This is a genomic window from Azonexus sp., assembly GCF_036170495.1.
GTDB lineage: Bacteria > Pseudomonadota > Gammaproteobacteria > Burkholderiales > Rhodocyclaceae > Azonexus.
This window is the reverse complement of record NZ_JAVHPH010000494.1, coordinates 1-7,558: the sequence shown is the minus strand read 5'-3', so window position 1 is coordinate 7,558 and position 7,558 is coordinate 1. Positions and strand designations below refer to the sequence as shown.

Here is a 7,558-nt window from a genome sequence, read left to right as displayed (position 1 = left end):
GTATGCGGTCCGGCTGCAGCCCCCCGCCGACGGCGAGCAACCCACCCATCTCTTCGCGGGCCATGGCGACCGGGGGAAAAACATCGAGCGGGCCGAGAAACGGGATCATGCGTGATCGTCAAAAATCAGCTGGCGCTGCCATTGGCCAGCCAGGTAACCGGCCTGGCCTGCTGTTCGAGCCTGATTTCGCAGGCCGGATCGTCACATTCCTCGTGTTTCTTGAAAGCGATGACATGGTCGGCGACCAGCCGGATGCCGATTTTTTCGCCGAGGGCATGATTGTGGTGCGATGGGACCAGCGACAGGACTTCGGTGCCGCTGGCCAGACGCAGCGTGTACAGGATGTCGGCGCCGCGGAAAGCCTTGTGCAGCACCTCGGCGTGCACGTTGCTGGTGTCGTCGTGAACAATATCGTCCGGCCGCAACAGCACATCGACCTTGCAACCGTTGTCGCAGGCGGCGCAGGTTTCGTTGCACTCGACCGGGGTATCGGAAATCAGCGTGCCCAGTTCCATGCGCACGCTGTTGTGGTCGCCGACCGTGCCGGTCACCAGCACGCCCTGACCGATGAAGTCGGCGACAAAACGATTGGCCGGACGGTGATAGAGGTTGTACGGGACGTCCCACTGCTGGATGCGGCCTTCGTACATGATGCCGATCTCGTCGGCCATGGCGAAAGCCTCATGCTGGTCGTGGGTGACCATGATCGCCGTCGACCCCTCGCGCTTGAGAATTTCGCGCACCTCGGCCGACAGCCGCTCACGCAGGCCGACGTCGAGGTTAGAAAACGGCTCGTCGAGCAGGATCAATTCCGGTCGCGGTGCCAGGGCGCGAGCCAGCGCCACGCGCTGCTGCTGACCGCCGGAAAGCTCATGCGGAAACTTGCTGCCCTGACCATGCAGGCCGACGGTCGCCAGCAATTGACGAACGCGCCGATGAGCGTCTTCGCCCGGATGGCGACCGAGGCCGAAGGCGACATTCGCTTCGATCGAAAGATGTGGAAACAGCGCGTAATCCTGAAAAACCATGCCGATCCGCCGCTTCTCGGGCGACACCCGCTGGCCGGCCCGGCTGACGACTTGGCCATGCAGCCGGATTTCGCCACCGGCGATGTCCTCGAACCCGGCAATGCAGCGCAGCAAAGTCGTCTTGCCGCACCCGGAGGGCCCGAGCAGGCAGGCGATGCTGCCGACTGCGAGCGAGAAGTTCACGCCATCGACAACGGTGTGGTTGCCGTAGCGCTGGACGACGCCATTTAGTTCAAGTTGGGCCATAGGTGGTCGATTATAATTCGCATTCACACCCATGCGCACCGCCCATTATTCCCCTCTGCTGACCGTCGGCATCGTCGTTGCTCTGCTCGCTGGATTGCCGGTGGCCAGCGTCGGCCTCAATCTCTTTGTTGGCGGCACCAGCGCCACCTGGTCGCATCTGGTCGATACCGTACTTTCCGAATACATCACCAATTCCCTCTGGCTGTGCCTCGGCGTCGGTTGCGGCGTCGGTATCGTCGGCGTGGCGACGGCCTGGCTGACGGCCATGCACGAATTCCCCGGCCGGCGCTTCTTCGAATGGGCCATGGTGCTCCCACTGGCCGTTCCGGCCTACGTCATGGCCTACGTTTACACCGATTTCCTGCAGTTCGTCGGCCCGGTGCAAACCTTCCTGCGCGACACCTTCGGCTGGGAACACGGCGACTACTGGTTCCCCGACATCCGCACGCTGCCCGGCGCCATGCTGATGTTCGTCAGCGTGCTCTATCCCTACGTTTACCTGCTCGCCCGCACCGCCTTCCTCGAACGCGCCAGCGGCATGCTGGAAGCCGCGCGCACGCTGGGCATGGGGCCGTGGCGGGGCTTCTTCGCCGTCTCGCTGCCGCTGGCCCGGCCGGCCATCGTCGCCGGCATTGCTTTGGCGCTCATGGAAACCCTGGCTGACTACGGCACGGTGGCCTATTTCGCGGTCAACACCTTTACCACCGGCATCTACCGCGCCTGGTTCTCGCTCGGCGACCGCGTCGCTGCCGCCCAATTGGCTGCCATCCTGCTCGCCTTCGTGCTCTTCCTGCTTGTTGCCGAGCGTACCTCGCGCGGCCGGGCGCGTTATCACAACACCACCGGTCGCAACCGGCCGATGGCTGGCGCCCGGTTGCGTGGCCCGGCTGCCTGGCTGGCGACGCTGGCCTGCACCGTACCTTTGCTGCTGGGCTTCGTCCTGCCGGCCATTTTGCTGCTCAAAATGGCGTTGACCGAAGGCGATGCCCAGTTCGGCGAACGTTTCCTGGTGCTCGCCCGCAACAGCTTCGTCCTGGCCGGCGTCACGGCCACCATCGCCGTCCTGCTTGCCCTGCTCATGAACTACGGCGCCCGCCTGTCGAAAACGAGCTTTGCCAACGGTTTGAACCGCCTTGTCGGTCTGGGCTACGCCGTGCCGGGGGCGGTCATCGCCGTCGGCGTGCTGATTCCGGTGACGCGTCTCGACAACTGGCTGGCCGGGCAATGGACGCAGTGGTTTGGCTATAACCCCGGCCTGCTGCTGACCGGCGGCATGGCCGCCCTGATCTACGCCTACCTCGTGCGTTTCCTGGCGGTGGCTCTGCATACGGTGGAGTCGAGCCTGGCCAAGATTACGCCGAACATGGATGACGCCGCACGCAGCCTGGGCCTGGGGCAGAGCGAAACCCTGCGCCGGGTGCATGTGCCAATGCTGCGCGGCAGTCTGCTGACAGCGGGGCTGCTGGTTTTCGTCGATGTGATGAAGGAGCTGCCGGCCACCCTGGTCATGCGGCCCTTCAATTTCGACACGCTGGCCACACAGGCCTACACGCTGGCCTCGGATGAGCGGCTGGCCGAAGCATCGACGGCCGCTCTGGCCATCGTCGCGGTGGGCTTGTTGCCGCTGATCGCCCTGTCGCGGCAGATTACGGCGGCCCGCCGGCGCTAGGCCTTCTTTGGTGCCAGCGGCGCAGCCTCTGGATGCTCGTTTTCTTCCAGGAAAAGCAAGTCCATGCTCAGCAGGCTGGTGTCGGTTCCGAAGTGATCGGGCGTCTCGTCGGTCGGAAGTAAGACATCGGTCGTTGAAAATTCGATGAGGTTGCCCGGTTTTCTGTCGGGACGCGGCGGATCAATGGCTTCGACAGTGGGCGGAGCGGTGTCGGGGGCGGTAAATTCAACGACATTGTCCGGCGATAACTCGGGAAGTCGCCGCGTGACGACTTCGTCGGGCAAGGGAGCATCACTTGCCTCAGGGCGGAGGGTAGCGCCCTCGAGAGGCATCGCCCCTTTTTGCAGCAGCAGATCAGCGATGTCCTGATGCGCTTTGCGCAAGGCCAGGCGCAGCGGTGCGCCCGGGCCGTCACTGGCGATGGCATTGGGATTTGCGCCGCGCTTCAACAATTCGCGAACTATCGCCAGGTTGCCTTCAAAACACGCGGTACGCAGCGGGAGGCCGTTGTAGCCGTGCATGTCGCGCATCTCGATGTCGGCGCCATCGGCCAGCGCAGCAAGCACGCCGCTCAAGCTGCCAGCGTGGATTGCCTCGATCAGTTTATTGGGGGTGAAACTTTTGCAGTTCATATTCCAGTTGTTCCGTAAGCCCCGGGAATTGTAGGGAATCGCCGGGGCTTTGGCGAGAACTGGCGTTACTTGAAGCCTGCCCGGTCGAAGATGATCTGGGCCTTGGTCTGGTGCATCGACAGGTTCTTGACCGGCAATTTGTCGGCCTTGAATTTACCCATCGCGTCGAGTGCCGGATTGGCCACTTTGACGCTGTCGACCGCAGGCCATTCGTTGTTGCCGTCGGCGAAATAGCGTTGCGCCTGATCGGAGGCCAGGTATTCGAGGAACTGGACGGCCGCCGCGCGGTGCGGCGCAGTCTTCAGCATGCCGCCGCCGGAAACATTGATATGGGTGCCATTGCCGCTCTGGTCCGGCCAGACGATGCCGACCCGTTCCATCATTTTGAGCTCTTCCGCCTTGGTCGAGCGGAGCAGTCTAGCCACGTAATAGGTGTTGGTAATGGCTACGCCGCATTCGCCGGCGGCAACCGCCTTGATCTGGTCGGTATCGCCACCCTTCGGGGCGCGGGCGAAATTGGCCACCATGCCACGGGCCAGCTCTTCAGCCTTAGCTTCGCCCTGGTGGGCGATGATCGAGGCCATCAGCGACAGGTTGTAGGGGTGCGAACCAGAGCGCGAGCAGAACTTGCCTTTGAGTTTCGGATTGGCCAGGTCGGCGTAGTTCTGGACATCTTCCGGCTTGACCGCGAGCTTGTTGTAAACGATGACGCGGGCCCGCGTTGAAAACGAAAACCAGTCCTCGGTGCGCAAGTGGGCCGGGATGCGTGATTCGAGGAGTTTTGAGGAAACAGGCGAAAACAGGCCAAGTTCATGGGCTTTAGCCAGCCTGGCTGCATCGACGGTCAGGAAAATGTCAGCCGGGCTGTTGGCGCCTTCGTTCTTGATGCGCTCGAGCAACTCGTCCTCCTTGCCTTCGATTCGGTTGATCTTGATCCCGGTCTGTTGCGTGAAATTGGCGTAGAGCGCTTCGTCCGTCTGGTAATGGCGGGCGGAATAGAGGTTGAGGATTTTTTCCTGTGCAAACGCAGGGTGGGCAACGGCGAAGGTTGCGGCGGCGATCAGGGCGGGTATCAGCTTCATTCGGGAACTCCGGCTGGATATGAGAATGGCCCCAGTTTACTGGCTGCAAGAATTTTTGTAAATGAGAACGATTATCGTCGTTGGGTGTAAAAAAAGCGGCCTGGAGCCGCTTTTGTCTAATTACCTTCGATTATTCGTCGCGCACCGTTGTAGCGGCTCATCCAGTAGCTACTTTCCATGCTTTCGACGCGCACCTCGGCGCCCTTGCGTGGTGCATGCAGGAAATGGTTGTCGCCGAGATAGATGCCGACATGCGAAAAGGTGCGGCGCATGGTGTTGAAAAAGACCAAGTCGCCCGGTTTCAACTGGCCGGCATCGATTTTTTCGCCAACTTCGCTCATTTCACGGGCTGTGCGCGGCAGTGCAGCGCCGACGCTGTCCTTGAAGACCAGGCGGACAAAACCGCTGCAGTCGAGACCGCTGTCTTCATCGTTGCCACCCCAGCGATAGCGCACGCCAACCAGCTTCAGGCCTTGCAGGATGACATCCTGAGCGGCGTTGGTGTAACGTTCAAAAAACGATTGTTGCTCTTCAGGCTTGCGCACCGATTCCGCTGCCGATGGCGCACTGATCCCGCCGACAAGCAGCGCGGAGGCGAGCAGAAGCGAAACCAGTACTTTATGCATAGCCGCGAAATATATTTGAAAAGGAGTCGGCTGTAAAGGCGATAAAAATTCAACATTTGCAACTATGTTCATCATCCGTAATTATGAATACAATTTCATTCCCGAGGCGCGAGGCAAACATGGATTCCTTCAAGGCACTGCTGATCGAAGAATGCGATGGCAAGGTGAGCAGTGGCTTTGTCCAGATGGACGAAGGCGGGCTTGATGCCGGGGATGTGACGATCAAGGTTGCCTATTCGAGCATCAATTACAAGGATGCGTTGGCTGCGACGGGGGCCGGCAAGATCATTCGTCGTTTTCCTTGCGTCGGGGGTATCGATCTCTCCGGCACGGTCATCGCGAGCGGTGATGCGCGCTTCAAACCAGGTGATCCGGTGATTGCCACGAGTTTTGATATTGGCGTCGCGCACCATGGTGGCTATGCCGAATTGGCCCGGGTGCCGGGTGACTGGGTGGTGCCTTTGCCGGCCGGCTTGTCGCTCTATGATGCGATGGCTTTGGGCACCGCCGGGTTTACTGCGGCGCTGGCCATTGTCCGCATGGAAGAAAACGGTTTGCGACCGAGCAAGGGGCCGGTCATTGTTACCGGCGCCACGGGTGGCGTCGGTAGTCTGGCCGTCGATATGCTGGCCAGGGTCGGTTATCACGTGGTGGCGCTGACCGGCAAGGAGAGCGAAGCGGATTATTTGCGTGGCCTGGGGGCCGCCGAAGTCATGTTGCGCCAGAGCTTGGACCTGTCGAAGATCAGGCCGCTGGACCGGGCGCGCTGGGCGGGGGCCGTGGATAATCTCGGGGGCGATGTTCTGGCCTGGATCGCCAGCACCATGGAGCAGGGCGGCACCATCGCCAGCATCGGTCTGGCGGCCAGCATGTCGCTGAATACGACGGTGGCGCCTTTTATTCTGCGTGGAGTCTCCTTGCTGGGCGTCGACTCAGGTTATATCCGGGAGCCTTATCGGAGCGGGGTCTGGCAGCGTCTGGCCAGTGATTTGCGCCCGCCGCATCTGGCCGCCATGTCGCGCCGGATTCCGTTTGACACTCTGCCGGCCACCTTCGGCGAATATATTGCCGGGCAGGCCAAGGGCCGAGTCGTGGTGGATATTGGTGGAGGCTGACGTGGCCGAGTTGCCGCGCATTCTGGTTGTCGATGACTCACGGGTGGTCAGGATTTCGCTCATCCAGCATTTGAAGGGACAGTACGAGGTGCGCGAGGAGGGCGATGGCGAGGCGGCCTGGCAGACACTGGTGCTTGATCACACTATTCGCGCCGTGATTTCCGATCTGCAGATGCCGAAGCTGAATGGTTACGAGTTGCTGGAACGCGTCCGCACGTCGAAACTCAGACGCCTGCAGCAATTGCCGTTCATTCTGGTGTCCGGTGAGGAAACCGAGGAAGAGCGGGCCAAGGCGAAGACGCTTGGCGTTTCAGATTTCGTCACCAAGGGCGCGGGATGTACTGAGGTTTTGACCCGTCTGAATAACTTGCTGGTCTTGACCGACGCCAAGGAACACCTTGATGCTGGTCGTGAACACCTGGTTCAGGATCCGCTGAGCGGGTTGTTTACCAAAAAGTATCTGGAACTGCAGGCGGCCCAGGCGATGTCGCATGCCACCCGGCATGGCGTTGATGTCAGCGTGATGGTGCTCGGCTTCGATGGCTACGAAAAGATGTGCGAGCGGCTCGGCAGTCAGGTTGCCGAGGAGGTTGGCAACCGTTTTGCCCGGATGCTGGGGGGCAAGATGCGTCAGGAAGACAGTCTTGGCCATTTTGGTGCCGGCCAGTATTCAGTTGTCTCGCCGGGGACTGCTCCGGCGTTTTGTGCGACCTTTGCCGAACGGGTGCGCGAGGCTGTCGAGGTGGCGCGGCTGTCGGTTCAAGGGCAGAGCGTGGCGTTGACGGTGAGTGTTGGCCTGGCCAGTGTGCCGACCGATTTGGTGACCTCAGCCGGAGCGCTGCTCGATCTGGCCGGTGAGCGCATGCATGCTGCCATGCGGGCGGGTGGTAATCGAACGGAGTCAGGTGGCGTCTCGCCGGCCTCGAGGCCGATTTCCATTCACCACGCGCTGGAGTTGCTGGCCGCCAATCGCGTGGCGCCGGTGATTCCGCATCTGCCGGCGCTGGCCGAGCGCTTGTTACCGTTGATGCGGCTGATGAATCAGGAGCTCGATTTGGCTTTGCCGGTGGCAGAAATTGAACGTCTTTTGAGTGAACGGAAATCGCAAAATAATTAGTCCGTTCTGTATTTTGTTGTGCAGGAAACCTAGCTAGAGGGAG

Annotated in this window: 7 protein-coding genes; 3 read left to right on the top strand and 4 right to left on the bottom strand. The window is 61.1% G+C overall.

The genetic code is table 11. The annotated features are described in order from the left end of the window. Positions 1 to 125: 125 nt before the first annotated feature. Positions 126 to 1,274, bottom strand: a complete 1,149-nt coding sequence (locus ADADOO_RS17765; protein WP_511278852.1) for an ABC transporter ATP-binding protein — start codon at positions 1,272 to 1,274, stop codon at positions 126 to 128. 31 nt (positions 1,275 to 1,305) lie between these two features. Here ADADOO_RS17765 and ADADOO_RS17760 point away from each other — a divergent pair, with 31 nt between their 5' ends. Then, positions 1,306 to 2,943 carry an ABC transporter permease gene (locus ADADOO_RS17760; RefSeq protein WP_511278851.1) on the top strand — a complete coding sequence of 546 codons (1,638 nt, stop codon included), beginning with the start codon at positions 1,306 to 1,308 and terminating at the stop codon, positions 2,941 to 2,943. Here ADADOO_RS17760 and ADADOO_RS17755 read toward each other — a convergent pair. From ADADOO_RS17755 to ADADOO_RS17745, 3 genes are all read right to left on the bottom strand, one after another. After that, positions 2,940 to 3,575, bottom strand: coding sequence for an ankyrin repeat domain-containing protein (locus tag ADADOO_RS17755; RefSeq protein ID WP_511278850.1), 636 nt, complete (start codon positions 3,573 to 3,575; stop codon positions 2,940 to 2,942). The two genes, ADADOO_RS17760 and ADADOO_RS17755, sit on opposite strands and share 4 nt — an antisense overlap. A 65-nt stretch (positions 3,576 to 3,640) precedes the next feature. Then, positions 3,641 to 4,657, bottom strand: coding sequence for a Fe(3+) ABC transporter substrate-binding protein (locus ADADOO_RS17750; protein WP_511278849.1), 1,017 nt, complete (start codon positions 4,655 to 4,657; stop codon positions 3,641 to 3,643). Between the two features lie 116 nt (positions 4,658 to 4,773). Further along, positions 4,774 to 5,283 (bottom strand): C40 family peptidase, encoded by a 510-nt coding sequence (locus ADADOO_RS17745; protein WP_511278848.1) that lies wholly within the window; start codon positions 5,281 to 5,283, stop codon positions 4,774 to 4,776. Between the two features lie 119 nt (positions 5,284 to 5,402). On the opposite strand from ADADOO_RS17745, the gene ADADOO_RS17740 reads away from it, so the two are divergent. Together ADADOO_RS17740 and ADADOO_RS17735 are read left to right on the top strand one after the other, a co-directional pair. Beyond that, the gene (locus tag ADADOO_RS17740) at positions 5,403 to 6,398 is read left to right on the top strand and encodes an oxidoreductase (RefSeq protein WP_511278847.1); all 996 of its coding nucleotides are present in this window, start codon (positions 5,403 to 5,405) and stop codon (positions 6,396 to 6,398) included. Between the two features lies 1 nt (position 6,399). Then, complete coding sequence (locus ADADOO_RS17735) at positions 6,400 to 7,515, top strand: GGDEF domain-containing response regulator (protein ID WP_511278846.1); 1,116 nt, start codon at positions 6,400 to 6,402, stop codon at positions 7,513 to 7,515. Positions 7,516 to 7,558 lie beyond the last annotated feature (43 nt).

Excerpts from the sequence above, each read along its gene's own strand:
- ADADOO_RS17765 (WP_511278852.1), bottom strand. The coding sequence starts at position 1,274 with ATGGCCCAACTTGAACTAAATGGCGTCGTCCAGCGCTACGGCAACCAC.
- ADADOO_RS17755 (WP_511278850.1), bottom strand. The coding sequence starts at position 3,575 with ATGAACTGCAAAAGTTTCACCCCCAATAAACTGATCGAGGCAATCCAC.
- ADADOO_RS17750 (WP_511278849.1), bottom strand. The coding sequence starts at position 4,657 with ATGAAGCTGATACCCGCCCTGATCGCCGCCGCAACCTTCGCCGTTGCC.
- ADADOO_RS17760 (WP_511278851.1), top strand. The coding sequence starts at position 1,306 with ATGCGCACCGCCCATTATTCCCCTCTGCTGACCGTCGGCATCGTCGTT.
- ADADOO_RS17745 (WP_511278848.1), bottom strand. The coding sequence starts at position 5,283 with ATGCATAAAGTACTGGTTTCGCTTCTGCTCGCCTCCGCGCTGCTTGTC.
- ADADOO_RS17740 (WP_511278847.1), top strand. The coding sequence starts at position 5,403 with ATGGATTCCTTCAAGGCACTGCTGATCGAAGAATGCGATGGCAAGGTG.